We start from the raw sequence: 25,798 nt of genomic DNA on the forward strand, positions 1-25,798 counted from the left end.
ATCGGCTCTTCTGTTGCGATGCCGATACCTTGGCTGCGCGCGGCTGCGCGGTCAGTCAGAAATGCGAACTGGGGGGTGCCCGCTTTTGCAGTCCAACACATAGCGCAACCCGCAAATCCAACTGTGGTTTGCACATTAATTCTATAAATGTTGTATTATCGAATCATGAAAGAGGATCAAGCCATTTCCGCCTTAAACGCCCTGGCTCACACCCAGCGCCTGCGCGTGTTCCGCGCCTTGGTCGTTGCTGGCCCGGGCGGACTGACGCCGAGCACGCTAGCTGACCAGCTCGACGTGGCCCGCAACACCTTGTCCTTCCACTTGAAGGAACTGGCCCATGCTGGCCTCGTCAGCATCGAGCAGCAGGGCCGCAACCTGATTTATCGCGCCGAGTACGGCCGCATGGACGGTCTGATCGGTTACCTGACCGAGCATTGCTGCCAAGGTGGCGTATGCGAGGTTTCTCCATCCAAGACCTGCTGCTGACCATGACCGATACCACTTACAACGCCTTGTTCATCTGTACGGGCAATTCGGCCCGCTCCATCCTCGCCGAAGGCATCCTCAACGACATGGGCCAAGGGCGGTTTCACGCCTGGTCGGCAGGTAGCCATCCGAAAGGCGAAGTTCACCCGCTGGCACTCGCCACGCTGGAGCGGCTGCACCTTCCGACAACGGGCTACCGCAGCAAGAGCTGGGACGAGTTCGTGAAGCCCGATGCGCCGGTGTTCGATTTCATCTTCACCGTCTGCGACAACGCAGCCGGCGAGGCGTGTCCGCTGTGGCCGGGCAAGCCGGTGTCGGCGCATTGGGGCGTGCCTGACCCGGCAGCCGTGGAAGGCACCCTGGAACGACAAAGCAAGGCGTTCTTCGATACCGCCATGACGCTGCGCCGACGTATCGAGTTGTTCCTGTCGCTTCCGATCAAGAGTCTCGATGCCATGTCGTTGCAGCGTGAACTGCGCGACATCGGCCGCCAGTGAGGCCCGCCCGATGAGCGCAACCGATACTGCCGGCCCCGCGCCAGCAAACTCCGCCATGAGCGGCTTTGAGCGTTACCTGACGCTATGGGTGGCGGTGTGCATCATCGCGGGGATCGCTCTGGGCCAGTTCGCGCCCGCCGCATTCCAGGCCATCGGCCGCATGGAGATTGCCAAGGTCAACCTGCCGGTCGGCCTGCTGATCTGGGTAATGATCATCCCCATGCTGCTGAAGGTGGACTTCGCCGCGCTTGGCCAGGTGCGCCAGCATTGGCGGGGCATGGGGGTCACGCTGTTCATCAATTGGGCCGTCAAGCCGTTCTCAATGGCGTTGCTGGCGTGGATCTTCATCCGCCACGTCTTTGCCGACTGGCTGCCCGCCGATCAGCTCGACAGCTATATCGCCGGCCTGATCCTGCTGGCTGCTGCACCGTGTACCGCAATGGTTTTCGTTTGGAGTCGGCTGACTGGCGGTGATCCGGTATTTACGCTGTCGCAAGTGGCCTTGAACGACACCATCATGGTGTTCGCCTTCGCACCCATCGTCGGCCTGCTGCTGGGCCTGTCGTCGATCACGGTGCCGTGGGACACCTTGCTGGTGTCGGTGGGTTTGTACATCGTCATTCCGGTCATCCTGGCCCAGCTCTGGCGCCGGGCGCTGCTGCGCAAGGGGCAGGCCGTGTTCGACAGGGCACTGGAACGCATCGGCCCATTGTCCATCGCCGCGCTGTTGCTGACGCTGGTGCTGCTGTTCGCCTTCCAGGGCGAGGCCATCATCCGGCAGCCGCTGGTGATCGCCATGCTGGCGGTGCCGATCCTGATCCAGGTGTTCTTCAATTCCGGTCTGGCGTACTGGCTCAACCGCCAGGTGGGCGAAAAGCACTGCGTCGCTGGGCCATCCGCGTTGATTGGTGCCAGCAACTTCTTCGAGCTGGCCGTGGCCGCCGCCATCAGCCTGTTCGGCTTCCATTCCGGCGCAGCACTCGCAACAGTGGTCGGCGTGCTCATCGAGGTGCCGGTCATGCTGCTGGTGGTGCGCGTGGTCAATCGCTCACGCGGCTGGTACGAACGCCGCGCGACCACTTCGTAACCTCCAAGAGGCATCCATGAGCACCATCACGATCTACCACAACCCAGCCTGCGGCACCTCGCGCAACGTGCTGGGCCTGATCCGCAACAGCGGCGAGGAACCGACCATCATCGAGTACCTGAAAACGCCGCCCGACCGCGACACGCTCCAGGCGCTGATCGCGGCGATGGGCGTGCCGGTGCGAGACGTGCTGCGCGAGAAAGGCACGCCCTATGCCGACCTCGACCTGGGCAACCCGAAGTGGAGCGACGACGACCTGATCGGCTTCATGCTCCAGCATCCCATCCTCATCAACCGGCCTATCGTGGTCACGCCGCTAGGCACGCGCCTGTGCCGGCCTTCGGAAGCCGTGCTCGACCTGCTGCCGCAGCCGCAGCGCGGCGCGTTCAACAAGGAAGACGGCGAGCCGGTGGTCGATCAGGACGGCCGCCGTGTCTGAATCTCGTCTCGACCTGCCGAACATCGACACGGCGCTGTTCCAGCAACCGGACACCGAACATCTGTTCGCGCCGGCACGGGCCACGCACGCGCCGCGCTTCCTGCTGCTCTATGGTTCGCTGCGCGAACGCTCGTTCAGCCGCCTCGCAGCCGAAGAAGCCGCACGCATCTTGCGGGCGCTGGGCGGCGAGACCCGATTGTTCAATCCGTCCGGGCTGCCTCTGGTGGACGATGCGCCGGCCGATCACCCGAAGGTCAAGGAACTGCACGAACTGGTGCAATGGGCCGAGGGCATGGTGTGGAGTTCGCCGGAGCGCCACGGCGCGATGACCGGCCTGATGAAGACCCAAATCGACTGGATTCCGCTGTCGGTCGGCGCGGTGCGCCCGACCCAGGGCAAGACGCTGGCGGTGATGCAGGTATCGGGCGGCTCGCAGTCGTTCAACGCCGTCAACCAGATGCGCGTGCTGGGCCGCTGGATGCGGATGCTGACCATCCCGAACCAGTCCTCGGTCGCCAAGGCGTACCAGGAGTTCGACGAGGCCGGACGCATGAAGCCCTCGGCCTACTACGACCGCGTGGTGGACGTGATGGAAGAACTGATGAAGTTCACGCTGCTCACGCGCGACGTGGCGCCGTATCTGGTGGATCGTTACAGCGAGCGCAAGGAAAGCGCTGAATCACTGTCCAGGCGTGTACGGCAAGGTGCAATTTGACGCTGCGAGGCGCTGAAAAAAGAGCCGACGACCTCTCGGTCGTCGGCATTGCGTGAAGTTCAGGCGGCGACCAGTTGCCGGGCCAGTGCGACCTCGACGGAATCACCATCCTGGTTCAGGACATCCAGCCCCGATTCGGGCACGTCGCCCGAGGTGGACTGCGAGACCATGATCTTCTTGGCCATCAGTTCCAGGCAGGTCATCTGCGAAGAACCGGCGTAGCCGAGGTAGATCACGCGCACCGGCAACTTCTGCCCGATGCGCCAGGAGCGGCGTGCCGCCTGCTGGAGCGAGTACACGTTGTAGCCCGACTGCATGAACACGATCGTCGGAAACTCCAGCAAGTCCAATCCCGTCTTGACCAGCTCGGGATTGGTGATGAGCACGTCGATGCCACGATCCAGTTGCTCAGCGATCCAGTCTTCGCGGCGGCTGGCATCCACGCTTGCGCGCAGCACCGCCACCTTGAAGCCTTCTTGCTCCAGCAGCACCTTCAGGCGCGACGTGGTGTCCCGCGTGCCGGTATAGACCGTGTAGGCCAGAACCTTGCGGCCCTGCGCCTTCTCCGCTTTGCAGATGTCGATCAGCTCACGCTCCTTGGGGCTGATCTCGAACTCGTTGAACTGAGCCGGGACAAACGCCAAGGTGTTGCGCGTGCGCGGATGCACCACGGTCTCCGACCGGAAGCAGCAATCCGGCCAGGCCAGCAGCACGTTGAGGACCACACCCAGCAAGGTCGTATCGCGTCGCGCCAGAGCCTGTTTCAGCTCCGCGGTCAGCCGACCCGCCAGATCGCGGTAGGCCGCGGCTTGCGCCGTGTCCATCGCGACTTCACGGAACTCCTCGTCATACGGCGGCAGGACGTTGCCACCGATGTCCTTGAGCTTGAGAAAGATCGTGAACGGCAGGATGCAGCGCAGCACGCCCTTGGGGCCAAACCCCGGGGCCTTGACCGTGCGCACCGATACCTTGGTGCCCTTGGCCGTCTTGTGCGCCGTGCCGGTGCTCTCGGAGTAGATGTCCTTCAACACCCCGTGATCGCGCATGAACGCCATCGCAGCCGAGGTCATGCTGCCGCTCGTGGTCGGGCGGTAGCCGTCTTCGATCATCCGCCCCGGAAGGGCTCGGAACAGCAGGTGGAACAGGTCGTCCCCGTAGCCGCCCATCAACGTGCCGGTCAGCAGCAAGGTCTTGCGAGCCTTCGCCGCCAGCACGCCCATGGCCTGGCCCTGGGCACTGCCCCCGTTCTTGTACTCATGTGCCTCATCGGCGATGAGCAGGTCGAACGTGCCTTGCGGCAGGTAGCGTTTGATGAACTCGGACGGCTGATAGCCGCCCTCGCCAAAGCCGAACTCCATGTTGGCCATCGCACGTTCCATGCGCGTGGCCTGACGGTCGGAAAACACCAGCTCGCCGTTGCCATCCATGAGGTTGATGAACTCATGGATGTTGTCGCCGAGCATCGACGCCAGGAACCCGTCACCGAACTTTTGCATCAGCTTCTGCGCGGTGACCTCTCCGATGGTCGGTATGCGCTTTAAGGCTTTGAGCACGGCCGAGGACTGGTCGCTGCCGGACAGACTGCGCGGGCGGATCAGTGTCCACAGGGGCGCGGCGCAGTGGCCGCACTTCCTGCGGCACTCCTCGGCTTGGAGCGCGATCGGGTTGACCGGCTCGCCGTCGAGGTCGGTGATGACCGTGCCGCAGTCCGGGCAGGCCGCCACGTCGCCGTGGCGGGTGCGCCGCGTGGTGAAGACAGGCTTCCAGTGAAAGCCCATCCGCATCCTGACGCGCCCCAGGACGAAGAACTCCTGGCCCGTGGGCTGCACGCCCAACTGCTCGCGCAGCTTGATGAGCTTGACGAGCGTATCCGGCCCGTTGAGTACCCACACCTTGGCACCGGCCACCGTCTCCTGGATCTCGCGCCGCCACTTGTAAACCAGGTGGGGCGGCGACAGCACCAGAGTGCGGCGATAGCCTTCGGCGTTGAGCACGGCGGCCGTGGCAATGCCGACGGTCGTCTTGCCGCAGCCCATCTCGCCATTGACGATCGCAGCACGTTCGCCACGGTCGATCAGCAGCTCGGCGGCGGCGTGGACGACTTCGGCCTGGGCTGGGAACAGCTTGCGCTTGAGGCTGGCGACCACCAGTTGCCGGTGCGCCTGCGGTTGGCCGGTATAGACCGGCGGATTAGCGCTGTTGAGGGCGTCGAGTAGTTCGTCGCCGAACTCGCCGACAAAATCCTGAAGGCTCAGGGTCAGAGGGGAAGATTCCGCGTCGAGCAGTTCGCCCTGTACGGGCGCGGATTCAGCGGCAGTGGTTTCGAGATCGAGGGACATGGTGATGCTCCAAAGAAAAATGGGGCATGCACCACCCCCAGCGGGGCAATGGCATGCCCCGTGGTGGGAAGAGAATCGACGCGTGGCTGAGGGTGGTTGAAGGTGCTGGCCTGGGCGGCCCGCAGGTGAACCGTGCTCAGTCTTCGGACGGAAGCACGATGACGGTTGCGCAGCGCTGCGAATCGGTGACGATGCGAATGGCGAGCCCCGGATGGATCACGTAGTGCGATTCCAGCGACGCGCCCGATTGAAGCGCGCTGCTGTTCGTCTGCCATTGCTGGATGTTGACGTCGCCCCAGTCGCCACGGGTGTGGCGCCTGAAGTACGGGATCGGGTCCAGGCGACCCGCGCGGACCAGGCGGTCTACACCTCTGCTGAAGATGAGCGCCCCGATGGGGAACGCCAGCCGCTGGCAGTAGGTTTCGATGCGATGCGATGCCATGGGCTCCTCCTTGATGAGTCATTGAGCCACGACACCCCTGCCGGAGTGAAGTGGCTCCGTCAGGTGGATGAGGATGACGATGTGGGGCCTCAGATCAGGTCCCGCTCTTCGGGAAGCTGGACCACCGTGGTCTGGTGGTCCTCGCTGGTCTTGACGATCAGCGCCAGGTCCGGCGTGATCCTGAACTGCGAGATCATTAGGTTGTCCTGTTGGATCGCCACGTCGTTGGCTTGGCGTGTGGCCTCATCGATCTCGCCCCAGTCCCCGCGCACATGGCGCTGGACATAGGCCAAGGGGTCGATCAGGCCTCGCCGGGCCAGCCAATGCACCTTCTCGCTCAACTTCAACGTACTCGGTGCGAACAACGGTTGCTTGTGCGGCGCAGGCCGCTTGAACGGATTGGGGATCATGGTGTTTCTCCTTCGAGTTGGTACAGCAGGACGGCAGCGCGTCCGGTGGATCAGCGAATGGTCAACACCTCGCCCCGTGTCGCGGAGCCAGGTGTCATGTCCCACGCGCGGATGACGGGAACGAACTTGTCGGTGAGGATGCGGGTCTCGGCGATGGAGCCGTCTTCGCGTTCGGTGAACTCCCGCTGGAGCGTCTTGTCCTTGTGGGTGTCACCTTTGACGACGAGCACGCGCCCGGTCTTGGAGCGCACAACCCCCGAGATCGCACCCGCGGCCAGAGCCAGGGCGAGATGCCAGCGGGACAAGGCCCGCGCCGGTGGACGCAGCGATTGCTGCGCAGCCCCCAGGTGCGTGTCCTGCGATGGCCACAAGCCTTGCAGCCTGCCAACCTCATCGGCGAACTGCTCGGGCTCCATCGTCACGCGGAAGAAATGCTCTGGCTCGGCCGGGCTGGCGGGGACGATGTACGGCAGGAACGGCCACTCGCTCGGCAGTTCCTCGGCTTCGACTTCGCCTTGCCCTACCTGCAACAGCAGATTGCGCACGGCCTTGACGCCATCGGGCACCTGCTCGCGCTGGCGCACCCGGCGTCCGAAGATCACCACCTGCTTGAACTGCGTCTCCACCGCTCGGTAGATGCGCAGGTCCGTGTAGTGGCGCGTCAGCCAGCCGACCAACTCCGCGTCGAGCACGTAGCCGGGGACGATGAAAACCAGCACGCCGCCGTATTGCAGCAGCGAGAGCGTGCGCTGGTAGAACAGCTTTTCAAGGCGGGCACGGCCCTGGCCCTGATAGCCGATGTTGCCGTTGACGTCCTTGGACAGGTCCCCATACGGCGGGTTGAGCCAGAGCAGCCCGAAGGACTGCTTGGAGACCATCGTGTCCATCAGGTCCGCGTGCAGGCAGTGATCGACCAGGCCGCGGGCATGGCGCGCCCGCTCCGCGTCGAACTCGACGGCGAACGCCTTTGCCTGCTCGCGCCCGAGGGCATGGGCGGCTTCGGCGATCGCCACGCCTTCGCCGGCGCAGGGATCGAGGATGCACATCGGCCCGTCGCTGGGCATCAGTGCGTTGAGCGCTCTTTCGAGCGTGGGTTCGTCGGTCGGGAAATATCCGTTCTTGACGAAATTGCGGGCGAGCCGCGGGAACATGAGGGCCATGGAAGTCTCCTGGTTGGCGGGGATGAAACACGGAAGTACGCCAAGGCGTGCCTCCGAGGGTGGGTCAAGCCGCTACCGCTTCCGGCGTCCAAATCTTGGCCGGATACGGATAGGCGGTGAGCGCGTCGCTGCGGATCAGGGAGCCGAGCGCCAGGGTCAGCGCCGGCACGTCGATGGCGAGCCGATGGCCTTCCAGCGGCCCGAGGGCGAACGGAAGGCGGGCCAGCATCTCGCGGGTTTGCAGCAGTTCCAGCACGGTCTCGCGCCAGTGATCGAGCAGCGGCAACGGGCAGGTGTCCCGCACCAGCATCCACAGGCGGTCAAGCCTGTGGGCGCTGTCGCGTGGCAGCAGTGCCAATGCGCTGGCGTTGGCCTTGTCGGGCTTGACGCAGCGCCGGTCGAACAGCCACACGTTGGACAGCGAGCCGAACAGCGTCCGCCGGTACGCGCGCGTGATGCGCTTTTCCAGGCGATCGACGTTGCCGATGAATACCGGGACGCTGCCGCCCTGGTCGGTGATGACGTGGAACTGGTCCAGTCCCTGCTCGTCGCGCCCGAGGGTCAGGCGAGCGAGGAACTGCTGGACGGCGGTGTCCCGCGCCCAGATGGACAGGAAGATCAGGTTGCCCTGGTCATCGCCGACGCAGGCGTCGGCCATCACGTCCGGGCATTCGTCGATGCGGTACAGCGTGGAAGAAGTGTTTGCGGGCATGGTGGTGTCCTCGGATGAACGGGAACAGCACCGCCCGCTGGGGCAAGTACTGCCCCAGGGGGTGGAAGAAAACCGCTCAGTCCGGCTCGAACTGCCGGGTGTGCGGGTTGAAGTGAAGCGGCTCGTCCGCCGAAGTGATCGGCGTGAAGCCTTCCAGGTAGATGTTGTTGAGGTACTGGTCGCGGTAGGTCAGTGCCTGCCGTGCCTGGTCCTCGGTGAGGCCGTTGTCGATGAAGTACGCCAGCATTTCCTCGTCGGAGGACACTTCGTCGTTGGACAAACTCCCTTCAACGAGTGCCAGCAACGAGGGCGGAAGCGTTGCCAGGATCGGGTCCATGTCGGTTCCTCCTGGCTCAGGCCATCGACGCCGCGGCGGATGCCGCGGATGCCGTGGGTGTGCGCCGCCGGGCGTGGTAGGCGCGAACGCCTGCACGCCAGTCGGCGGACTGCTCCGGTGCGAGGTCCAGATAGGACAGCGGGCACGTGTAGTAGTACGGGTGCATGGACTCGTCCAAGGACTTGTAGCCCCACTGGCCGCCGCTTCGTTCAAGCAGATCGCAGCGGATGTAGCGCAGGGACTGGCCCGGTGCGAGATCACGATGCACGCCTTCGACCTTGGCGGTCACTTCGGCGACGGACCACAGCACGTTGCCGCGCAGGGTGTGAGCGATGACCTTGACGCTGGCGCGCTCGGTCTCTTGCGGTGCGATCAGTTCCGCGATCAGTTCGGACCGCGATTGGTTTGAGAAATACCAGCCCATGAGAGGCCTCCTCGAAAAGTTGAGCTGAAGGCCTCCCCGTGGGGAAGAACCCCCAGCGGGTGATGGAATGCCGCATCTGCGGCGAAGGAACCTATGCGTCGCCCTCAATCCCAGTCGTCATCGTCTCGATCACAACCGGCCGGGCAGTAGCCGAACTCGATCCCGTGCGAGCAATAGCCATGCTCCGCATTCCAGTCCTGGGTTTCCTGCCGTTCGGCAGGTGTTGCGTAGTCCCATTCCTGGGCCGCGATTTCGAGAGCCTGAGCACGTTGCTCATCCGGCAAACGATTGGCCTGTGCGTCGATCGCCGAACTGAAGAGCGTCACGTAGTGGTCGTAGGACAAGCCGCAACCGCGCTGGGCGTGTGCGGCGGCCGCTTTGCAAAGGTCCCGCCACGCGGGTTCATCCAGCGTTGAACGCGGGGTATCGCAAGCGATGGTGGACATGATGGAGACCTCCAGAAAATGGCCAGGGCCTCCCCCGCATGGGAAAGGAACCCCGGCGGGTGGATGAAGAACACCGCGCATGCGGCGTCTGCGATCACGCAGGTTTTGGTTCGGCCTGGCGGCTCCACTCCTGCGTCTTGAAGTCCAGCGCGTAGCCCAGCTCGCCCAGGCGGGCGATCTGCGCGCGCAGGGTGCGGCGGTCGATGGTCGAATCCAGTTTCACGGACTCGCCCAGCGGCCACAGCAGGCCGAAGAGCGCGGCGTCACCGTCTTCGGTGCTGCCGGGGGCAGCGGCCGTAGCAGGCGGTGGCGCATCCACGCCGAAGGGCGTGGTATCGACCAGCGGGTCCGCGGACGCCTGCACGGGTGCGGGCTTGGCGGGCCTGGACGCTTTGGTGGGCTTGGCCGGCGTTGCCGCAGGCTGCGCCCCTTGCTCTTCATCGAGCGGATCGACGTCCTGGGTGGCGAAGCTGCGGGCTTCGTCGCGGCTGAGTTTGTCGATGCCGTTGAGCGTCATGCCGTCGAGGCTGGCACGGATCTCGAACCGCATGCCGCCGCCGACCGGATAGGACTTCGGGAAGATGTACCTGATGATGAATTCCCCGTCGTACTTGCCTTCGGGGTACTGCTCCAGCTCCGGGTCTTTGACCTCGAAAGTACCGAGGTGCGTCGCGAGGCGGCCAACCGTGAACGGGCCGTTCTTGCCGCGGATGGTACGCAGCGTGAGCTGGCCGGGGACGACGATGGGCGCAACAGATTTCTCGGAAGCCGATGGGGTTGCCATGATGGTTCTCCTGATGATGAATGACGGGCCGCCGACGGCACCCGGTGGATGAGAGGAAATGGCCTCGCCCGAGGTGGGCGAGGTCCGCGTGGCATCACGCCTTGAGCTGGCGCATGCCTTCGGCCAGCAGCCACAACGCCCGGTTCAGGCGCAGGTTCTGGTCGATGCCTTGCACCGGACGGGTGCGCTGATTGCGGCCGTTGGCCGTGCGTCCGTTCAGGCCCCCTTTGACTAGGTTCTCCTGGACGCGGTTGAAGACGGCCCACAGGTCGTTCTTGCGGTCGTCCCATCGCCGAGGGGCCAGCAGTTGGCTCTCGGTGACAGGCGTGGACTTGGCCGGATCGTCGTACTTGAGTGCGAGCGCAGAGTTCGCAAAGACCTCCGCTTCGCCCTCATCGAGGGTGATGGTGCGCATCGCATCGCGCGCGTTCTGCACGCGCTCGAAACCTTCGAGGACTCCGTAGGCACCTTCGATCACCTGGCTGGCCACGTCGCCCTTGTGGGGAACGCGGATGTCTGCGGTGGTGTCACCGCAAACCAGGCCGTTGTGGCAGACGAACCGGAACATGCCGGCGAGCATCTGATAGCTGCTCGTGCCGTCATGGCTGTTGAGCAGGATGATCTCGTTCGCCTCGTCGCCGTTGATCTGGCTTGCATGGCGAAGTCGGATGAGGTGCTTCGTGTACTCGCGCCGGTCTTCGTTGCGCACGCGCGTCTGACACACCATGAAGGGCTCGAAGCCCTCCTGGCGCAGCTTGGTCAGCACGGTCGAGGTCGGTATGTAGGCATACCGATCGGACCGGCTCCCATGTGGAGCGTCGGCGAAGATCGACGGAACGACGGCACGAATGCGGTCGTCCGAGAGTGGGCGATCAGAGCGCAGGATCGGGGATTGCGGAGCAAAGCGGGATACCAGAGACATGGCTGATCTCCTTTGAGAAATTCGACAACCGCGTGGCCGTGAGACCACGCGGAACTCGGGGGATGAAATGCGCAAGCACGCGTCCTGGGGACGCGGCGTACGTGGGGAGGAAAAGCGACAAGGCCCCGTGAGAGGCCGTGCCGGATCAGAACGAAGCAGCCAATGCCGGCTCCTGCTCCTGGACTTGCGCCTCGGGCTCGCGCTCGGCGGGCTCGGTGGCCGTGTCGATGGCATCGTCGGCTTCGGACGCGGATGCGTCTTCGGCCGGCGGCGCCTCGGCTTGCGCCTGGCTCGTCGGATAGACCTGGGTGCCGTCGATCTTGATGAGACCGATGTGGACCAGCGTCGATTCCAGGCTGGCGGCCGGTTCCCCGGCGTGCTCACCCTTGGTGCGGATGTACGGATCGATCTTCATGTCGTTCAGACGGAAGGCGATCAGCACCTTGCGGTCACCCTCGACGGCCTGAACGCACCGGCGAACCAGGTGCTCGGCTTCCGGGGTGGCGACGATGGTGTCGAAGTACCGATACTCCGGTTCATCGACAGGCCCGGCCAGTGCCGCGACGGTGCAAGAGAGGAACGAGTCGCCAGCTTTTGGGGTGACGTCCTTCACACGATTGAGATAGCCGATGCCGCGGGTGATCAACTCGTGCTGCTCGATCGAAGCCAGTTCGGCCCGGTCGATCAGTTCGGCCTTGAGCAGTCGCGCCTTGAGGGACGCGGCGGCCTGACCCTTCTGCTCACCCTTGTCGCGGATGTACACATCGCCCCACAGGTCACCGAGGCGAAAGCGCACCAGCGGGCGCTGCTTGGGATCGTCAACGCCGATGTAGCGCTGAACGAGCTTCTTGGCCTCGGCACCCGAGACCTTGACGTCGAAGTAGCGGTAGCTGGGGTCCCGGGCGGGGCCGACCAGCGCGGCGATGGTGCATGCCAGGAAAGGCTGCGCACGGCGGCCGCCCCGGACGGGCACTTCACGGACACGCTGGATGTAGCCGATGCCCGAGGTGTGGAGGTCGAAATACGATTTCTCGTTGGACGTGGTGTTCATGGTGAATCTCCATTGGGATGAAGCGGAGACACACCGGCCCACGCATGCGGGGAAGGTGCGTGACCCCGCGGTGGGTTGATAAGGCGAAAGCATCCGCCACCAGAGGCTGGTGGCCGCTCGCGGAAGGATGCGGTGCGAGCTGGCTCGGTCACGCAGTGGGAACTGCGCCGCAACCTCGAAGACCGATGGTTGCCTGGCATGTCGCTGACGACGTCAGCAGGCATGGGGCCAGCATGGCGGGGCCTCGCGCGCGCGGCAGCAATCAATCGGCACCCGGGCGCTTCCCTTTGTCCGCGCCACCCGGCGCCTGTCACAGGCACTTGGCGCCGCGCAGGTGCTCGGGGGTATCGGCGCGCGGACGGCCGGGACGGCTCCAGGCGCCGCCACCGCGCGCGCCGATCAGCCGCCAGCCGGCGGCGCGCAGGCTGGCGCCACCTTCGTCGGGCATGGTGTAGGTGAGCAGGCGTATGTAGCCCAGCGCCCTTGCCGCCTGCCAGGCCGCGCCGTAGAGCTTGCTGCAGGCGCTGGGTGTGCCGTCGGTGCACAGCCGCGTGACTTCCAGCGTCCAGGTGCCGCGCGACCGGGCGGCCGACAATGGCCACGCCGTGGATCAGGTCGCTGTCGCTCAGCGTGACGGCCAGGGCGAACTTCGCGCCCTGGACCGGGCGGTGGTGGCGATGGTGCGACAGAACGAATGCATTGGCCGTGCGCAGCGACACCGGTAGGAGGTGCAGCCTCGGCGAGGTCGATGGCGTGTTCATGCGGTTGTCTCCGGTGGCATGCCGGCGTTGTGGCCGGCGGGGCGTGCCTCGGCGGCTGGAGACAAACGCGCACGCGCGGCGATGGCGGCGGTGCGAACAAAAGAAGGCCCCCGATGCGGGGGCTGCGAGGCGGTTGCCGCGTCAGGCGGGAGGCACCACTGCTAAGGACAGGTGCGTGGCGGTGGCGGAAAGCACGAGATCGTCCGCCGAGTGCTGGAGGCGCGTGAACAGGCCGTCCTTCGGGTCGAAATACTCCGCGAAGTCATCGCCGCCCAGCTCGCGGCCGGCGAGGTGCCACCAGTCATCGAACGGGTCGGTGTCCGGGTTGCATCCGACGGCGTAGGCGAGCAGTGCCTGGCGCCCATCCGGGCGACGCTCCCCACGCTCGGCGAGGAAGTACACGCCCTGATCCTTGACCAGGACAATGCGGCACTGATTGGGGACGTCTCAGAAAACGGAAAAAATCGTACGCTAAGCCGGTTGCAGCGGTCGTAGCGGCCTGAACTTGCCCGCGCCGATCTTGGCGCTGCTGCGCCAGAGGTAATCGCCGGTCAGGTTGATGTGCTCCCAGCCCAGCGGCGACAGGTACTGCAACAGGGCGTCATCGACAGTCTGGCCGTGACCGCGTAAGGCGTTTGAGGCCCGTTCCAGATAGACCGTGTTCCACAACACTATGGCCGCCGTCACCAGGTTGAGGCCGCTGGCCCGGTAGCGCTGCTGCTCGAAACTGCGGTCGCGGATTTCGCCCAGCCGGTTGAAGAACACGGCGCGGGCTAGCGCGTTGCGGGCTTCGCCCTTGTTCAGTCCGGCATGCACGCGGCGGCGCAGCTCGACGCTTTGCAGCCAGTCCAGGATGAACAGCGTTCGCTCGATGCGGCCCAGCTCGCGCAGCGCCACGGCCAGGCCGTTCTGGCGCGGGTAGCTGCCGAGTTTCCTGAGCATCAGCGAGGCCGTCACCGTGCCCTGCTTGATCGAGGTGGCCAGCCGCACCTTGGCGTTGATCGCCTTGCCGGACGCCTGGAACTGCTGCTGATGCTTGTGCTTGGCAGCGTTGAACAGCTTGCCCAGGATGCGGTCGTGCAGGTCGATGATTTCGTCGGTGACGGTGGCCATGCCCTCGATGGCGAGCGCACCAGGGTCGCGTAGCGGCGCTGTGCCTCGAACTTGGCCAGATCGGCGGGCGTCATCTGGCCGCCTTCGCGGGCGATCTTGAGCAGGCGGTTCTGGTGCACCGACCGCTCGATGCCGGAAGGCAGGTCGAGCGCCTGCCAGGCTTTGAGGCGCTCGATGTGTTCGAGTATGTGGCGCGAGTTCGGCTTGACGGGCGACTGGCGCAGCCAGGCCAGCCAGGTCGTCTTGCCGTTGTCGTGGCGCTTGAGCAGATCGTCGAGGCGGTGCCGGTGGGTGGCCGACAGGGGATCGGACAAGGCCGCGTAGATGCGGCGGTTGGCGCGGCTGTAGGCGTTCATCGAACACCTCCCTTTTCCTCATCCGGCGCAACAGGACAGTTGCTTCACGTCCTTGTTGAAGGTCTGCGCCGCGAGCTTCAGTCCCTCGACCATGGTCAGGTAGGGGAACAACTGGTCGGCCAGCTCCTGCACGGTCATCCGGTGGCGGATCGCCAGCGCGGCCGTCTGGATCAGTTCGCCCGCTTCCGGCGCGACCGCCTGTACGCCGATCAGCCGCCCTGAGCCAGCTTCCGCCACCAGCTTGATGAAGCCGCGCGTGTCGAAGTTGGCGAGCGCCCTCGGCACGTTGTCGAGCGTCAGCAGCCGGCTGTCGGTCTCGATGCCGTCGTGGTGCGCTTCCGCCTCGCTGTAGCCCACGGTCGCCACCTGCGGATCGGTGAACACCACCGCCGGCATCGCCGTCAGGTCCAGCGCCGCGTCGCCGCCGGTCATGTTGATCGCGGCGCGCGTGCCGGCCGCCGCCGCCACATAGACGAACTGCGGCTGGTCGGTGCAGTCGCCGGCAGCAAAGATGTGCGGTGCGCTCGTGCGCATGGCGCGGTCGATGACGATGGCTCCCTGCGCATTGACTTCGACGCCTGCCGCTTCAAGGTTCAGGCTGCGCGTGTTCGGCGCGCGACCGGTGGCGACCAGCAGCTTGTCGGCGCGCACTTCCCCCTGCCCGGTGGTGAGCACGAATTCCCCGCCCGCATAGGCAACGTGGCTCGCCTGGGTGTGGTCCAGCACCTCGATGCCCTCGGCGCGGAAGGCGTCTGTTACGGCTTCCCCGATGGCCGGGTCTTCTCGGAAGAACAGCGTGCTGCGCGCCAGGATCGTGACCTGGCTGCCCAGCCGGGCGAAGGCTTGCGCCAACTCGACCGCCACCACGGAGGAACCAATCACGGCCAGCCGCTCGGGGAGCGAGCTGCTTTCCAGCGCCTCGGTGGAGGTCCAGTGGGGTGTGTCCGCAAGGCCCGGGATTGGCGGAAGCGCCGGGCTCGCGCCGGTGGCAATCAGGCAGCGGTCGAAGTTCACCTCGTGCGTGCCGCCGTCAGCGGTCGCCACGGTCAGCGTGCGCGTGTCCCTGAACCGGGCCTCGCCGCGCAGCACGGTGATGGCCGGAGTGCTTGCCAGGATGCCTTCGTACTTGGCATGGCGCAGCTCCTCGACGCGGCCTTGTTGCTGGGCCAGCAGCCGCTCGCGCAGTACAGCGGGCGCTGCGGCCGGCAGGCCAGCATCGAACGGGCTTTCGCGGCGCAGGTGGACGATGTGCGCGGCGCGGATCATGATCTTGGACGGCACGCAGCCGACATTGACGCAGGTGCCGCCGATGGTGCCGCGCTCGATCAGCGTGACGCGGGCGCCTTGCTCCACGGCCTTCAAGGCAGCCGCCATCGCCGCGCCGCCGCTGCCTATCACAGCCACGTGCAGCGCTTGTTCACCGCCAACATGCTTCGTTTCGCCACCGAGCCAGCCCAGCGCCTTGTCTAGCAGGCCGGCAGGCTTGTTCGGCGTGTCGGTAAGCCGTGCGCGATAGCCGAGCGTGGCCACTGCGGCAACCAGCGGGGCCACGCTCACGCCTGCATCCGCCTCGATTTCGGCCTGCCGCTGCGGATAGGACACCGAGGCCGCGCGCACGCCGGGCACGTTCGTCAAAGCCTGCTGGACGTGCTCGGCGCACGACGTGCAGGTCATGCCTTCGATGTGGAGGGTGATCGCCTCGGCCATGATTACGCCCTCACTGCTTGACGCTGGACGGGTAACCCGCGTTTGCGGTGGCCTTGGTCAAGGCGTCGGCATTGGTCTTGGCCTCGTCGAAGGTGACGACGGCCTCCCGCTTCTCGAAGCTGACTTCGGCCTTCTCGACGCCGGCGACCTTGGACAGAGCCGTCTTGACCGTGATCGGGCACGCGGCGCAGGTCATGCCGGGCACCGACAGGGTGACGGTCTTGGTGGCAGCCCAGGCGGGCGCGCTTAGAGCGGCGGCCAGGGCGATGAGGGTGGTGAGGGTGGTGAGTTTCTTCATGGTGATCTCCTTTCAGTAGAACAGCGGCAGGACGTAGGGAAACGCGAGGGCAACCAGAACCAGGGCGGCCACGATCCAGAAGATCACCTTGTAGGCAGTCCGCACTTGGGGCACGGCGCAAACGTCGCCGGGCTTGCAGGCATGGGCTGGTCGGAAGATGCTGCGCCAGGCGAAGAACAGCGCGATGAGCGCTGCGCCGATGAAGATCGGCCGATACGGCTCCAGCACGGTCAGGTTGCCGATCCACGCGCCAGAGAAGCCGAGCGCGACCAGGACAAGGGGGCCGAGGCAGCAGGCCGAGGCGAGGACGGCCGCGACGCCGCCGGTCGCCAGTGCGCCGCAGCCGTTCTTGGGTTCCGACATAAGGTTCTCCTTCCGGGACTTCGCTTGATGCTGTAACGTTACTTCCGTAGTCAACTACGGAGTCAAGCGCCATGGAGAACGCTCAAGAGAATCTGACCATCGGGGCCTTCGCCAAGGCAGCCCGGGTCAACGTGGAGACGATCCGCTTCTATCAGCTCAAGGGCTTGCTACCCCAGCCGGAGCGGCCCTACGGTCGCATCCGCCGCTACGGGCAGGCGGACGTGGCGCGGGTGAAGTTCGTGAAGTCAGCCCAGCGCCTGGGATTCAGCCTGGATGAAGTCGGCCAGCTCCTGAAACTGGAGGACGGCACCCATTGCAGCGAGGCGGCCGAACTGGCTGCTCACCGGCTGGCCGATGTGCGCGCACGCATGGCGGACCTCACGCGGATGGAAGAGGCCCTGTCGACGCTAGTGAGAGAGTGCAACGCGCACCATGGCAATGTTTCCTGCCCGTTGATCGCAGCTTTGCATTGCTGCTAAAGGGCCCACTTCGGCTCTTAGCGTACGATTTTTTTCCGTTTTCTGAGACGACCCCTGATTGGCGATGGCTTCGGTCAGCACGGGGCGCAGGTCAGCGCCTTTGAATCGCAGTGACATGGATGAAATCTCCTGTGTGGAAGAATGAGAAAGGCCTCCATCCGATGGGATGAAGGGCCTGTAGTGCACGCGGCCGGAACGGCTGGAACGCCGTGGCGGATGCCTCGGGTCAGCCGCAGGACCGCCCGGTTTCGCTGCGGGGCGTCATGCCGGGACGGCCTGGCGCTTGCGGGCCGCTTTCGCGTCGAGGATGCTCACGTCGATCTGGCGCCAGCGCCCGTCGTCGATGAGCCTCTCCAGCACTTCGCCGAGCATGTCGAAATACACCTCGTCGTGCCGATCGACCAGTTCGACCGATTCACCGTTCTGACGGTGCAGTTCCACCACGTAGGTGTCTCCGCCGCGGTCGTAGAGGATCGTCACCCGGCCCTCGAACTTCGCGGTCGAGACCGTGAAGCTGATCGCCGGCGGGGTCTCGATGATCTTGGAGGGCGTGGGATCGACCCAGGTGAAGTCGCGGGCACCGGCATCCACCAGCATGTGGGTGATGCGCCGGAAGCGATCGGGGGCCGGCATCTCCTCCAACTGCTCGATGAGCTGGCCCAACTCCATGCACTGCGGCGTGGGAATGGGCAGCTTGGCCGGCGCCGAGCCGAGGATGTGCCTCGTGATGGTGTACGGCGTGCCGTCCGAAGTCTCCTCGGTGATGACCTCCGGCGTGTCCGCGCGCAGTCCGTCGAAGCGACGACGGGCATAGGGTTGGACATGCACCTTGGCGCCTTCGGCAGGAACCGTGGTCACCAGGCTGGGATCGAGCACCGCGAACTCGGAAGGCTTGAGCTTGACGACGATGGCATCGTCGGTCGCGGCGACCACCTTGCCGTCGAAGGGTTGGGGGTCGATGGCGAAGCCCAGCGTTGAGGACAGCGGCTGATCATCGAACACGCGGTACTTGAACGACCGCACGTTGCGGGGCACATGGCCTGCGACCAGCGAAGGCATCATGGATTTGATGAGGGAACGATCCATGGGGAAACTCCTTGAGGAAAAACAAGGGATTCCCCGCCCGCAAGGGAGAGGTCCCTTGTGGGTGGCGTGGATGGACGCGGTAGGTCCGTAGGAAGAAACGACCAGCACGGTTTCCCGCGCTTGCAGCCTCGAAGGTCTCGACTGCCTGGGCATGTGCCGGCAACGCCGACGAACATGGGGCAAGCATGGCCCTGGGGCGGTCTGCCTGCCCGCAGGAAACGGCACCGCACCACAACCGTTTTCCTGTGCTGCGGGCAAGAAAAAGCCCCTCGAAAGGGGCTGGAGGAATCAGGCTTGGTACACGAAGTAGTGCTCGCGCTGACGCGGAAAGAACACGTGTTTCCACGTGTCGCCGCTTGTGTTGCCACCGTCGAAGACGACCATTTCGTAGTCGTCCACGTCGGTGTCCACCAGGTCGGCGCTGGCGATATGGCGCATGTGCAGCGTGCCGCTCATGCGCTCGAATACCAGGATCTGGCCGATGGCATCTTCCTGGCTCATGGCGTTGACGCAGGCTCCGAGTTGGTGCTCGAAGTCGGATGCGGGTGTGATGAGGTCGGGGAACATGGGATCGCTCCTGTGAAAGTGCGCCGGCCCGGCTCTCTGGCGGGAGACCGGGCCGGCATGCGGTGAGGACAAGGAAGGCCGGGGATGTGTGTGGCAGCTATTCGCCGGCCAGCGATAGGCCCGGCAACACGGGTGCGTCGGCATCGAGGATGAGGATGCGCACGTCGGCCTGGCCGGCCAGTTCAAGGATCTGTGCCAGCTCGTCCGGCATGCCCTTGCTGCGGTGCTCCTGCCGAAGCTGCTCGGCGGCGATCCCCTCGACGTCCTGCAGGTGCTGGTCCGTCCAGGGCGTGGAGATCAGCTTGACGCCGATCGCCGGGCTGTAGGGAATCCGGAACGCGATGAACAAAAAGGCCTCCGGCGTCGCGAGGTCAGCCAGGTTGGCCAGGTACTGGCCGGTTTCGCGGCTGATGTGCGCGCTGCTGATTTCCCAGCACCGGCTGTAGTAGCCGGTCTCGAAGCTCAACCGCTGCACGACTTCCCGTGCGGCCTCGGCCGAATAGGTGTCGCCAATGTGGACGGGGCGGCCGTCGAAGTCGTCGCCGTGGATCGCGTACACCACGGCACCCACCATGCCTTCGCCGCTGCCCCCTTCAGCCGCGTCGCATTCGGCGATCAGTGCGGCGCCGACAGGTTCGGTGCCAGTCCTGACCACCGCGAAGTCGCTGGTGATGATGCAAGGAGAAGAAACCAGCGCCGCGTCGCAGAGGTGCTGCTGGCTCGGGTGGATGTTTCGCCAAACATGCGGGCTTCCGTCCTCGTAGCTGATGGACAGCGTGCGGACGATTTTCAGATTCCAGTAGCCGCGTAGAAAGGGATTGGGATTCTGGGACATGGGATTTCTCCAACAGAATAATGATGGAGCAAATCCCCGCCACCGGGAATTGACCCCGGTGGGTGGAAAGAAAGGAAACAGCGTCAGGTGACGCTGATCGTTGGCGTTTGGGCCAATCGCTCGGCGACGCGCCGGCGCAAATTCATGCGGAATGGCTCGTCGCTGACGCCCGCCAGCAGATTGATGGTCTCCAGCGCGATCAGGGCCGAAGCCTCTTCGATGTCGGCGGCCACAATGGTCTTGCGCAATTGGTCGCCGAGCTGGAGGGCCTGGGAGGAGGAGCTGATGAAGCGGACCTCGCGGCTCAGGTAGCAGCCGTTGCCGCCGAACTCGAACAGCCGCGGCTTGCTGCAGTACCAGCAGCCCTCGAACTGGATGGCGGTCAGGTGGTGCCCGTCATCGAACCGGGTGGCGATCAGAAACAATGCGTCGAGATCGGCGGTGTCCTCGAACGAATGACGGTCGATCAAGTTCCCCAGCTCTTCGTCCTCATCGGCACGGAAGTGCACGGCGAGCAGTTCGAGCAGCGGCGGGATCGACAGCCCTTCGTCGTCCGGCATCGGAATACCGAGTTGCGTGGCCAGGTCTTCCAGGCCATCGAGCACGTCCGGCCATTGCGGATTGGTGGTCTCGGCGATCTGGGCGATGTAGGCCTGCCCGTTGCCGGGGTGGCTCTCGTCCAGCGCGAAGGCGCCGAACAGCGCCTGGATGACGGGCGTCACACGGTCGAGCACGAGAACGCCGGTGGCTTCGTAGTAGTTGTTGGCCATGAAGGCTCCTTTCGATGAATGAACGGAGCCAGCCCTTGCGGACGATGGCATCCGCAGGGGAAACCGCCTGATGCCGGATGGCGCTGGGCGGGGAGAAAACGCGAGGGACATGGCCTCGAACGAGGCGCATGTCCCTCATGGGGTCCCGTGAACGCAGTGATGAAGGTGTGCCAGGGACCGGCTCACCAACCGCTGTAGTTCAGCAGCAGGTCGGCGATCACCTGGCGACGTTGCAGATCGAGACCATCGAAGTCCGACAGTCCTTGGAAGTGGCAGCGCTTGAGCATGGCACCGCCCTCGCGCGCGTTGTAGAAGCTGAACATGGCGGACAGGAACATGCGTTCCCCGCTGCTCAGGACGCCGAGTGCGTCGTTGGCACGCAGCATGTCGGGACGCAGATCCCACTTGCTCTTTGCCCGGTTCAGGCCTTCGCGCGTGCCGTCGCCAAACCATTGCGGGCCTGCGATCTCGACGCCGCGCTTCCAGACCTCGAAGAAGGCTTGGGGCGCGGCGGCGAAATGCTGCTCTTCCCGCATGATCTGATCGACGACTTCCTGGGGCAAAAGCTGGTTCATGACGTGGTTCCTCCAGTTGGATCAGGGTGTGGCGAGCTGGGACCAGCCGCCTCTTTCGAGGGCACGTTGAGCCGCGGCATAGCTGCGGAAGTACTGGCAGGATTCCCGCGAAACGGGACCTTCTGTATCGCGCGTGCCGATGTAGTGGCCGGCGGCGCTATGCAGGATTTCGAGCGGCAGGAACTTGCCGCAATGGATCAAGGCCAACTGGCCGAAAGAGGCTTGCTGGGACATGGACGGGCTCCTTGGAAAAAGCGGGGCCTCGTCCCTCACGGGATGGCAGCTCCCGCACGCGGTTGAGAAAAAAGCATCGGCGTCACGGGTGACGCGCGTCCGCAGACTCGATGCGATGGCGGACTGGCGGGTAGCGCGGAAAGAATCCGCGGCAGCCTGGAAACTCTGGCTGCTGGCATGGTGCTGACGAATCAGCGACACATGCGGGCAGCTTCATGCGCGAGGCGAGCCGCGTCAGCCGGAAATCGGCATTTGCAACAGCCCCGATTGGCGAACGCGGAAAAAAGAAAGCCCCGCAATAAGTGCGGGGCTGTCAGGAGGATGAGGCGAAACTGGGTCAGCGAGGCCTGTCGCCCAGTACATGCTGCTTCCACAGGGCGAATGCCTCGTCCGGTCCCAGCTCTGCGAGGATGACGATGGGCTGGCCCCGACGGGCACGCAGCGATGCGAAATACGCTGGCCGGTCGGCGATGGCGTTGAGCTTGATGCCCTTTAGGAACAGCAACTGGCGGGGGCGAACTTTGGTGGTAACGCAGGCATGATTGCGCTTGTTTGGGGCAAAAGGGCCAGCGAAGCGGGCGGACACGGCCAGAAAACCGCGACGAACTACTTGTACTTGCCAGGCGAGGCGAACGGGTGACATCAGCATATCGCTATGCGGTAAAGAAGACCGTCCTAAAGCTTGCAGGATCCCGGCATAGCTTCATCATCACCTCTCCGTGACGGCTCATTGGAACGAAAAAGGCCAGCATCGCCGTGATGGACTTTCATAATTGCCAGGTCAACTGGCTTGCGTGCTGTTTATTCACAGCAAGGCATTGCGACGTCGTTGCAGCAATCGCCGCCATCGCAACAGGGCGTTGCAGCAAAAGCGGCGGTGGGCGCTAGCATGAGGGCCAAGCCGCGGCCGCTCATGCTGGGGGCCGTTCTCTTCAGATTGGTGTCCTGCACCGTGTGCATTGCGAATTTCCGGATCGTCCCAATGTCACTGGGACTCCTTTGTGGCGGCCGGGTTCTCCACGCTCATGAACGACTGGGCCACCAGCGCGATCGCCCCGCCCACGATGGCCATGTCAGCGATGTTGAAGGCGGGCCAGTGCCAGCCGTGCAGGTGAAAGTCGATGTAGTCGATAACGTGCCCGCGCGTGGCGCGGTCGAACGCGTTGCCCAATGCGCCGCCCAGAATGAGGCTGTACGAAAGGCCTTCCGTTTTGCGCAGCGGCCGGGAGAGCAGCCATGCGAGCCATGCCGATATTGCGAACGCGATCGCCAGAAAAAACCACCGCTGCCAGCCGCCCGCGCCAGCAAGGAAGCTGAACGCCGCGCCGGGATTGAGAGCGTGAACTAGGTTGAAGAATGACGCCACCTCGTGCGACCAACCCAAGGGAGTTGTCGCGTCAATGTAGCTCTTAGCTGCCTGATCGCCGGCGAATATAACGATCGCGAGTGAGTACCACTGCGTCTTGCGAAGAGATGGTTCATCCATTGTTCATGCCGCCTTGAACTTCAGGAGGCGCAGCCCATTGACGACAACCAAAAGACTTGCCCCCATGTCAGCGAACACAGCCATCCACATGGTGGCATGCCCTGTGAACGTCAACGCAAGGAACACCGCCTTGATGCCAAGGGCCAGAACGATGTTCTGCGTGAGGATCGCCGCAGTGCTACGCGACAGCCGGATGAAGGCGGGGATCTTGCGCAGGTCGTCGTCCATCAGGGCGACGTCGGCTGTTTCGATCGCGGTGTCGGTGCCGGCCGCGCCCATGGCGAAGCCGATGTCGGCACGGGCGAGCGCGGGCGAATCGTTGATGCCGTCGCCCACCATGCCCACCTGGCCCTCGCCGCCGACCAGGCTTTCGATGGTCTTGAGCTTGTCTTCGGGCAGTTGGTCACCACGGGCTTCAGAGATTCCGACCTGGGCAGCGATGGCCGCGGCCGTGTGCTGGTTGTCCCCCGTCAGCATCAGCGTGCGCACACCCAGCGCCTGCAGGTCGGCCACCGCCTCACGGCTGGTTTCCTTCACGGTGTCGGCCACTGCAAAAATGCCGAGCACGGTCGCATCGTCCATCAGCAGGATCGCTGTCTTGCCTTGGCGCTCCAGGGTCTCCAGCCGAGCCTGGAGCGTCGCTTCGCTCAGGCCCAGCTCCTGGGCGAGCCTGTGGTTGCCCATGTGCAACATGCGCCCGGCGACGCGGCCGCGCACGCCGCGGCCAGGCAGCGCCGCGAAGTCGTCGACCTCGTGCAGCGCGATGCCGTCACGGTTCGCCTTGCGGGCGATGGCCTGAGACACAGGATGGTCCGAGCGTGCCGCGAGGCTTGCGGCCCAGGCGGCAACTTCCTGCGCCTCGCCGATCAGCGGCACGAAGTCGGTCTGCTCGGGCTTGCCATGTGTGAGTGTGCCGGTCTTGTCCAGGGCCAACGCCTTGAGCTTGCGCCCGCCCTCCAGGTAGACGCCACCCTTGATCAGGATGCCGCGTCGGGCGGCAGCGGCCAAGCCGCTGACGATGGTGACCGGCGTGGAGATGACCAGAGCGCAGGGGCAGGCGATCACCAGCAGTACCAGGGCCTTGTAGACCCAGTCAAACCATGCGCCGCCGAAGGCGAGCGGCGGCACGACGGCAACCAGCACGGACACCGCGAACACCGCCGGCGTGTAGACGCGGGCGAACTGGTCGACGAAGCGCTGCGTGGGCGCACGGCTGCCCTGCGCGGACTCCACGGCATGGATGATGCGCGCGAGCGTCGAGTCGCTGGCGCCTGCGGTCACCTTGTATTCGAAAGAGCCGGTCTCATTGATGGTTCCGGCGAAGACCTGGTCACCTTCGGCCTTCTCGACGGGCAGGCTCTCGCCGGTGATGGGCGCCTGGTTGATGGCCGATCGACCCGAGGTGATCAGGCCGTCCAGTGCGATGCGCTCGCCAGGACGCACGCGGACCACCGCGCCCTTTGCGACCTCCTTGGCCGGCAGCTCTGTCCATGAGCCATCGGCCTGCCGCACGGTCGCGGTCTCGGGCGCCAAGTCCATCAGCCCCCGAATGGCGTTGCGGGCGCGGTCCAGCGACTTCGCCTCGATCACTTCCGCCAACGCGAACAGGAACATGACCATGGCGGCCTCCGGCCAGTGGCCGATCGCCATGCCGCCGGTGACCGCGATGGCCATCAGGGCGTTCATGTTCAGGTTGAGGTTCTTCAGCGCGATCCAGCCCTTCTTGTAGGTGCTGAGGCCGCCGGTGAAGATCGAAACCAGTGCCAGCACGATCACGGCCCAATGATTGCCGTCGTTGACCCAGTACACGCCTTCGGCGGCCACCGCCGCAACGCCCGAAACCGCCATCGGCCACCAATTGGTCTTGTGCGCGGCCACCGGGGCATCGCGCGGCTCATCAGTCCTCTGGACCTCGGCTTCCATGCCCAGCGATTCGATGGCTTCGACTGCCGGCTTGATCGCGTCGGGTGTGTGCCGAACCGTGAGCGTGCGCTGCATCAGGTTGAAATCCATTCCCTGCACGCCCGGCATGCCTTGCAGCTTGCCGCGGATCAGACTTTCCTCGGTCGGACAGTCCATCTTCGCGATGCGAAGTACCGTGGTGGCTGTCTGCATGTCCTGCCGCGCAGCCTGCATTCCAATGGAAGCAAGCGCCTTCTCGATCGGCGCTGAGGTCGCCAGCGTGTGCTGGACTCCCAGCACACGCTGCATCAGATTGAAGTCGAGCGCGGTCACACCCGGCAGCTTGCCCAGCCGGTCGCGGATCAGCGCTTCTTCCGTCGGGCAATCCATGTTCTCGATCCGGTACGTCACCCGCTCGCCGATCGGCGGCGCGGAAACGGCAGCGGTTGGTTGCTGCTGCAGGGCCGAGGATGGGATCACAGCCGCGGCTTCGATCGGCCCCGTGTGGCCGAAGGTCTGCTCCTTGGCGCGCATGCCGATCGAGGCCAGGACCTGCTCCATCTGCGCGCGTGCCTGAGCGAGGTGTTTCACCGACAGGGTGCGCTCAGCGAGGTCGAAGTCGAGGTCCTGAATTCCCTCGACTGCCCCGAGGTGCGAGCGGATGAGTTTCTCCTCGCTCGGGCAGTCCATGTTCTCGATGCGGTAGGTGGTCGACACGGCGGCGTCTCGGACAGCCTGAGCCTTCATGCCCACCGAATTCAGCGCTTGCTCCAAGGCATCGGCCGAGACTTCGCGGTGCGAAATGGTCAACAAACGCTGCGGAAGATCGAACAGGAGCCGCTCGACACCGGGCATGCCCTCCAGCGTTCGCCGCACCAGTGCTTCCTCATTGCGGCAATCCATGTTGCTCACGTGGAAAACGGTGGTTTCAGTGCTGGCCTGCTCACTGGCGCACGCCGTCTGTTGGCCATTGCCGCCGGAGCAGGCGCATGGGCTGGAAGGTTCTTTGTTCATA

Annotated in this window: 31 protein-coding genes and 2 pseudogenes; 6 read left to right on the forward strand and 27 right to left on the reverse strand. The window is 64.8% G+C overall.

The features are described from left to right. Positions 1-165: 165 nt before the first annotated feature. Genes ACZLHH_RS07685 through arsH form a run of 5 tightly spaced genes read left to right on the forward strand, consistent with a single transcriptional unit; the run spans position 166 to position 3,224 of the window. The gene (locus ACZLHH_RS07685) at positions 166-486 is read left to right on the forward strand and encodes an ArsR/SmtB family transcription factor (protein WP_016445103.1); all 321 of its coding nucleotides are present in this window, start codon (positions 166-168) and stop codon (positions 484-486) included. A gap of 2 nt (positions 487-488) precedes the next feature. Continuing rightward, positions 489-983 carry an arsenate reductase ArsC gene (locus tag ACZLHH_RS07690; RefSeq protein WP_013391797.1) on the forward strand — a complete coding sequence of 165 codons (495 nt, stop codon included), beginning with the start codon at positions 489-491 and terminating at the stop codon, positions 981-983. A gap of 55 nt (positions 984-1,038) precedes the next feature. Continuing rightward, the gene (arsB, locus tag ACZLHH_RS07695; RefSeq protein WP_425483440.1) at positions 1,039-2,070 is read left to right on the forward strand and encodes an ACR3 family arsenite efflux transporter; all 1,032 of its coding nucleotides are present in this window, start codon (positions 1,039-1,041) and stop codon (positions 2,068-2,070) included. Positions 2,071-2,086: 16 nt separating this feature from the next. After that, positions 2,087-2,509 carry an arsenate reductase (glutaredoxin) gene (arsC, locus tag ACZLHH_RS07700; protein WP_013391795.1) on the forward strand — a complete coding sequence of 141 codons (423 nt, stop codon included), beginning with the start codon at positions 2,087-2,089 and terminating at the stop codon, positions 2,507-2,509. Continuing rightward, a complete protein-coding gene (gene arsH / locus ACZLHH_RS07705; RefSeq protein ID WP_013391794.1) occupies positions 2,502-3,224 on the forward strand; it encodes an arsenical resistance protein ArsH in 723 nt (240 codons plus the stop codon). Before arsC ends, arsH begins: the two co-directional genes overlap by 8 nt. Positions 3,225-3,283: 59 nt before the next feature. Here the strand turns inward: arsH and ACZLHH_RS07710 are convergent, their stop codons facing one another. From ACZLHH_RS07710 to merT, 18 genes and pseudogenes are all read right to left on the reverse strand, one after another. Continuing rightward, a complete protein-coding gene (locus ACZLHH_RS07710; protein ID WP_013391793.1) occupies positions 3,284-5,563 on the reverse strand; it encodes a helicase-related protein in 2,280 nt (759 codons plus the stop codon). 136 nt (positions 5,564-5,699) lie between these two features. Next, complete coding sequence (locus tag ACZLHH_RS07715) at positions 5,700-6,005, reverse strand: hypothetical protein (protein ID WP_003116817.1); 306 nt, start codon at positions 6,003-6,005, stop codon at positions 5,700-5,702. 89 nt (positions 6,006-6,094) lie between these two features. Continuing rightward, entirely contained in the window at positions 6,095-6,415 is a 321-nt protein-coding gene (locus ACZLHH_RS07720) for a hypothetical protein (protein WP_003116818.1), read from the reverse strand. A 50-nt stretch (positions 6,416-6,465) separates the two neighbouring features. Beyond that, complete coding sequence (locus ACZLHH_RS07725; protein ID WP_003116819.1) at positions 6,466-7,575, reverse strand: DUF6094 domain-containing protein; 1,110 nt, start codon at positions 7,573-7,575, stop codon at positions 6,466-6,468. 64 nt (positions 7,576-7,639) lie between these two features. Beyond that, positions 7,640-8,287, reverse strand: a complete 648-nt coding sequence (locus ACZLHH_RS07730; protein WP_003116820.1) for a hypothetical protein — start codon at positions 8,285-8,287, stop codon at positions 7,640-7,642. Between the two features lie 76 nt (positions 8,288-8,363). Next, positions 8,364-8,624: a hypothetical protein gene (locus tag ACZLHH_RS07735; RefSeq protein ID WP_003090124.1), complete on the reverse strand. Its 261-nt coding sequence runs from the start codon at positions 8,622-8,624 to the stop codon at positions 8,364-8,366. A gap of 16 nt (positions 8,625-8,640) precedes the next feature. Continuing rightward, the gene (locus ACZLHH_RS07740; protein ID WP_003116821.1) at positions 8,641-9,048 is read right to left on the reverse strand and encodes a hypothetical protein; all 408 of its coding nucleotides are present in this window, start codon (positions 9,046-9,048) and stop codon (positions 8,641-8,643) included. A gap of 104 nt (positions 9,049-9,152) precedes the next feature. Continuing rightward, on the reverse strand, positions 9,153-9,494 hold the full coding sequence (locus ACZLHH_RS07745; protein ID WP_003116822.1) for a hypothetical protein: 342 nt from the start codon (positions 9,492-9,494) through the stop codon (positions 9,153-9,155). A gap of 94 nt (positions 9,495-9,588) precedes the next feature. Further along, complete coding sequence (locus ACZLHH_RS07750; RefSeq protein ID WP_003116823.1) at positions 9,589-10,278, reverse strand: DUF3275 family protein; 690 nt, start codon at positions 10,276-10,278, stop codon at positions 9,589-9,591. A 94-nt stretch (positions 10,279-10,372) separates the two neighbouring features. Beyond that, positions 10,373-11,200, reverse strand: a complete 828-nt coding sequence (locus ACZLHH_RS07755) for a DUF932 domain-containing protein (protein ID WP_013391792.1) — start codon at positions 11,198-11,200, stop codon at positions 10,373-10,375. Positions 11,201-11,345: 145 nt separating this feature from the next. Beyond that, the gene (locus ACZLHH_RS07760) at positions 11,346-12,251 is read right to left on the reverse strand and encodes a DUF3577 domain-containing protein (RefSeq protein WP_003116825.1); all 906 of its coding nucleotides are present in this window, start codon (positions 12,249-12,251) and stop codon (positions 11,346-11,348) included. Positions 12,252-12,561: 310 nt separating this feature from the next. Then, positions 12,562-13,012: pseudogene (locus ACZLHH_RS07765) on the reverse strand (XF1762 family protein). A 141-nt stretch (positions 13,013-13,153) separates the two neighbouring features. Further along, a complete protein-coding gene (locus ACZLHH_RS07770) occupies positions 13,154-13,438 on the reverse strand; it encodes a DUF3085 domain-containing protein (protein WP_031629745.1) in 285 nt (94 codons plus the stop codon). A 45-nt stretch (positions 13,439-13,483) separates the two neighbouring features. Further along, positions 13,484-14,002, reverse strand: a pseudogene (locus ACZLHH_RS07775) (Tn3 family transposase); the annotation flags it as partial. Further along, on the reverse strand, positions 13,966-14,481 hold the full coding sequence (locus ACZLHH_RS07780) for a Tn3 family transposase (protein ID WP_003098931.1): 516 nt from the start codon (positions 14,479-14,481) through the stop codon (positions 13,966-13,968). The gene ACZLHH_RS07780 and the pseudogene ACZLHH_RS07775, both read right to left, overlap by 37 nt. Before the next feature lie 18 nt (positions 14,482-14,499). Then, positions 14,500-16,188, reverse strand: a complete 1,689-nt coding sequence (gene merA / locus ACZLHH_RS07785) for a mercury(II) reductase (RefSeq protein ID WP_003098932.1) — start codon at positions 16,186-16,188, stop codon at positions 14,500-14,502. A 10-nt stretch (positions 16,189-16,198) separates the two neighbouring features. Next, complete coding sequence (gene merP / locus ACZLHH_RS07790; protein WP_003116826.1) at positions 16,199-16,486, reverse strand: mercury resistance system periplasmic binding protein MerP; 288 nt, start codon at positions 16,484-16,486, stop codon at positions 16,199-16,201. A gap of 12 nt (positions 16,487-16,498) precedes the next feature. After that, positions 16,499-16,849 carry a mercuric ion transporter MerT gene (merT, locus tag ACZLHH_RS07795; RefSeq protein ID WP_003116827.1) on the reverse strand — a complete coding sequence of 117 codons (351 nt, stop codon included), beginning with the start codon at positions 16,847-16,849 and terminating at the stop codon, positions 16,499-16,501. A gap of 71 nt (positions 16,850-16,920) precedes the next feature. Here merT and merR point away from each other — a divergent pair, with 71 nt between their 5' ends. Further along, positions 16,921-17,328: an Hg(II)-responsive transcriptional regulator gene (gene merR, locus ACZLHH_RS07800; RefSeq protein ID WP_003098939.1), complete on the forward strand. Its 408-nt coding sequence runs from the start codon at positions 16,921-16,923 to the stop codon at positions 17,326-17,328. 261 nt (positions 17,329-17,589) lie between these two features. Here the strand turns inward: merR and ACZLHH_RS07805 are convergent, their stop codons facing one another. From ACZLHH_RS07805 to ACZLHH_RS07845, 9 genes are all read right to left on the reverse strand, one after another. Next, a complete protein-coding gene (locus tag ACZLHH_RS07805; RefSeq protein WP_003098941.1) occupies positions 17,590-18,414 on the reverse strand; it encodes a hypothetical protein in 825 nt (274 codons plus the stop codon). A 288-nt stretch (positions 18,415-18,702) separates the two neighbouring features. Further along, positions 18,703-18,981, reverse strand: a complete 279-nt coding sequence (locus tag ACZLHH_RS07810) for a hypothetical protein (protein ID WP_003116828.1) — start codon at positions 18,979-18,981, stop codon at positions 18,703-18,705. A gap of 97 nt (positions 18,982-19,078) precedes the next feature. Continuing rightward, positions 19,079-19,816, reverse strand: coding sequence for a DUF5983 family protein (locus ACZLHH_RS07815; protein ID WP_003116829.1), 738 nt, complete (start codon positions 19,814-19,816; stop codon positions 19,079-19,081). An 83-nt stretch (positions 19,817-19,899) separates the two neighbouring features. Then, a complete protein-coding gene (locus tag ACZLHH_RS07820) occupies positions 19,900-20,586 on the reverse strand; it encodes a hypothetical protein (protein ID WP_003116830.1) in 687 nt (228 codons plus the stop codon). 182 nt (positions 20,587-20,768) lie between these two features. Next, entirely contained in the window at positions 20,769-21,161 is a 393-nt protein-coding gene (locus ACZLHH_RS07825; protein ID WP_043517044.1) for a hypothetical protein, read from the reverse strand. 21 nt (positions 21,162-21,182) lie between these two features. Further along, entirely contained in the window at positions 21,183-21,395 is a 213-nt protein-coding gene (locus tag ACZLHH_RS07830; protein WP_003116833.1) for a hypothetical protein, read from the reverse strand. Between the two features lie 337 nt (positions 21,396-21,732). Next, positions 21,733-22,044 carry a hypothetical protein gene (locus tag ACZLHH_RS07835; RefSeq protein ID WP_003108988.1) on the reverse strand — a complete coding sequence of 104 codons (312 nt, stop codon included), beginning with the start codon at positions 22,042-22,044 and terminating at the stop codon, positions 21,733-21,735. A 336-nt stretch (positions 22,045-22,380) separates the two neighbouring features. Beyond that, a complete protein-coding gene (gene lspA / locus ACZLHH_RS07840; RefSeq protein WP_003098955.1) occupies positions 22,381-22,881 on the reverse strand; it encodes a signal peptidase II in 501 nt (166 codons plus the stop codon). A gap of 3 nt (positions 22,882-22,884) precedes the next feature. Beyond that, complete coding sequence (locus tag ACZLHH_RS07845; RefSeq protein ID WP_003098961.1) at positions 22,885-25,797, reverse strand: heavy metal translocating P-type ATPase; 2,913 nt, start codon at positions 25,795-25,797, stop codon at positions 22,885-22,887. Position 25,798: the final 1 nt, after the last annotated feature.

This window comes from Stenotrophomonas sp. 28608_Sma, from assembly GCF_056486185.1.

Excerpts from the sequence above, each read along its gene's own strand:
- ACZLHH_RS07730 (WP_003116820.1), bottom strand. The coding sequence starts at position 8,287 with ATGCCCGCAAACACTTCTTCCACGCTGTACCGCATCGACGAATGCCCG.
- ACZLHH_RS07820 (WP_003116830.1), bottom strand. The coding sequence starts at position 20,586 with ATGGCCAACAACTACTACGAAGCCACCGGCGTTCTCGTGCTCGACCGT.
- ACZLHH_RS07805 (WP_003098941.1), bottom strand. The coding sequence starts at position 18,414 with ATGGATCGTTCCCTCATCAAATCCATGATGCCTTCGCTGGTCGCAGGC.
- ACZLHH_RS07720 (WP_003116818.1), bottom strand. The coding sequence starts at position 6,415 with ATGATCCCCAATCCGTTCAAGCGGCCTGCGCCGCACAAGCAACCGTTG.
- merR (WP_003098939.1), top strand. The coding sequence starts at position 16,921 with ATGGAGAACGCTCAAGAGAATCTGACCATCGGGGCCTTCGCCAAGGCA.
- ACZLHH_RS07810 (WP_003116828.1), bottom strand. The coding sequence starts at position 18,981 with ATGTTCCCCGACCTCATCACACCCGCATCCGACTTCGAGCACCAACTC.
- ACZLHH_RS07745 (WP_003116822.1), bottom strand. The coding sequence starts at position 9,494 with ATGTCCACCATCGCTTGCGATACCCCGCGTTCAACGCTGGATGAACCC.
- ACZLHH_RS07710 (WP_013391793.1), bottom strand. The coding sequence starts at position 5,563 with ATGTCCCTCGATCTCGAAACCACTGCCGCTGAATCCGCGCCCGTACAG.
- arsC (WP_013391795.1), top strand. The coding sequence starts at position 2,087 with ATGAGCACCATCACGATCTACCACAACCCAGCCTGCGGCACCTCGCGC.
- ACZLHH_RS07750 (WP_003116823.1), bottom strand. The coding sequence starts at position 10,278 with ATGGCAACCCCATCGGCTTCCGAGAAATCTGTTGCGCCCATCGTCGTC.
- ACZLHH_RS07845 (WP_003098961.1), bottom strand. The coding sequence starts at position 25,797 with ATGAACAAAGAACCTTCCAGCCCATGCGCCTGCTCCGGCGGCAATGGC.
- merT (WP_003116827.1), bottom strand. The coding sequence starts at position 16,849 with ATGTCGGAACCCAAGAACGGCTGCGGCGCACTGGCGACCGGCGGCGTC.
- ACZLHH_RS07715 (WP_003116817.1), bottom strand. The coding sequence starts at position 6,005 with ATGGCATCGCATCGCATCGAAACCTACTGCCAGCGGCTGGCGTTCCCC.
- arsB (WP_425483440.1), top strand. The coding sequence starts at position 1,039 with ATGAGCGGCTTTGAGCGTTACCTGACGCTATGGGTGGCGGTGTGCATC.
- ACZLHH_RS07825 (WP_043517044.1), bottom strand. The coding sequence starts at position 21,161 with ATGAACCAGCTTTTGCCCCAGGAAGTCGTCGATCAGATCATGCGGGAA.
- ACZLHH_RS07740 (WP_003116821.1), bottom strand. The coding sequence starts at position 9,048 with ATGGGCTGGTATTTCTCAAACCAATCGCGGTCCGAACTGATCGCGGAA.
- ACZLHH_RS07835 (WP_003108988.1), bottom strand. The coding sequence starts at position 22,044 with ATGCTGATGTCACCCGTTCGCCTCGCCTGGCAAGTACAAGTAGTTCGT.
- ACZLHH_RS07735 (WP_003090124.1), bottom strand. The coding sequence starts at position 8,624 with ATGGACCCGATCCTGGCAACGCTTCCGCCCTCGTTGCTGGCACTCGTT.
- ACZLHH_RS07830 (WP_003116833.1), bottom strand. The coding sequence starts at position 21,395 with ATGTCCCAGCAAGCCTCTTTCGGCCAGTTGGCCTTGATCCATTGCGGC.
- ACZLHH_RS07690 (WP_013391797.1), top strand. The coding sequence starts at position 489 with ATGACCGATACCACTTACAACGCCTTGTTCATCTGTACGGGCAATTCG.
- ACZLHH_RS07685 (WP_016445103.1), top strand. The coding sequence starts at position 166 with ATGAAAGAGGATCAAGCCATTTCCGCCTTAAACGCCCTGGCTCACACC.
- lspA (WP_003098955.1), bottom strand. The coding sequence starts at position 22,881 with ATGGATGAACCATCTCTTCGCAAGACGCAGTGGTACTCACTCGCGATC.
- merP (WP_003116826.1), bottom strand. The coding sequence starts at position 16,486 with ATGAAGAAACTCACCACCCTCACCACCCTCATCGCCCTGGCCGCCGCT.
- merA (WP_003098932.1), bottom strand. The coding sequence starts at position 16,188 with ATGGCCGAGGCGATCACCCTCCACATCGAAGGCATGACCTGCACGTCG.
- ACZLHH_RS07760 (WP_003116825.1), bottom strand. The coding sequence starts at position 12,251 with ATGAACACCACGTCCAACGAGAAATCGTATTTCGACCTCCACACCTCG.
- ACZLHH_RS07755 (WP_013391792.1), bottom strand. The coding sequence starts at position 11,200 with ATGTCTCTGGTATCCCGCTTTGCTCCGCAATCCCCGATCCTGCGCTCT.
- ACZLHH_RS07780 (WP_003098931.1), bottom strand. The coding sequence starts at position 14,481 with ATGAACGCCTACAGCCGCGCCAACCGCCGCATCTACGCGGCCTTGTCC.
- ACZLHH_RS07725 (WP_003116819.1), bottom strand. The coding sequence starts at position 7,575 with ATGGCCCTCATGTTCCCGCGGCTCGCCCGCAATTTCGTCAAGAACGGA.
- ACZLHH_RS07815 (WP_003116829.1), bottom strand. The coding sequence starts at position 19,816 with ATGTCCCAGAATCCCAATCCCTTTCTACGCGGCTACTGGAATCTGAAA.